Here is a 238-nt window from a genome sequence, read left to right as displayed (position 1 = left end):
GGTTTCGAGGAACTTGCTTTGCAGCCGCGAGCGAAATGCGGCATCGACCCCCAGCCCCTCGCGCAGGTAGTTCTCCACCGAGCCGTAGTCTTCGCGCATGGCCATGAACGCCGCTTGCAGGTAGCGCGCCTCGACGCCTAGCAAGGGCTGTAGCAGGGCAGGATCGGTACGGCCTTTTGACGCGAGCCGGACTTGTTCGGCGATCCGGCGGTTTTTTCCCCCGAGGTAGCGGTTGGAC

The 238-nt window shown here is 63.9% G+C and carries 1 protein-coding gene; it reads right to left on the bottom strand.

Features of this window, described 5'->3' with window-relative positions:
- Positions 1 to 238 (bottom strand): tyrosine-protein phosphatase (locus tag R0K30_RS23415; RefSeq protein ID WP_410613415.1); only part of this gene is annotated, 238 nt, incomplete at both ends.

Source organism: Bacillus sp. SIMBA_154 (genome assembly GCF_046536015.1).
In the GTDB taxonomy this organism is placed as follows: Bacteria; Bacillota; Bacilli; order Bacillales; family Bacillaceae; genus Bacillus; species Bacillus pumilus_P.
Note: the sequence above shows the minus strand (reverse complement) of the source record. Positions and strands in the feature narration are given on the sequence as shown.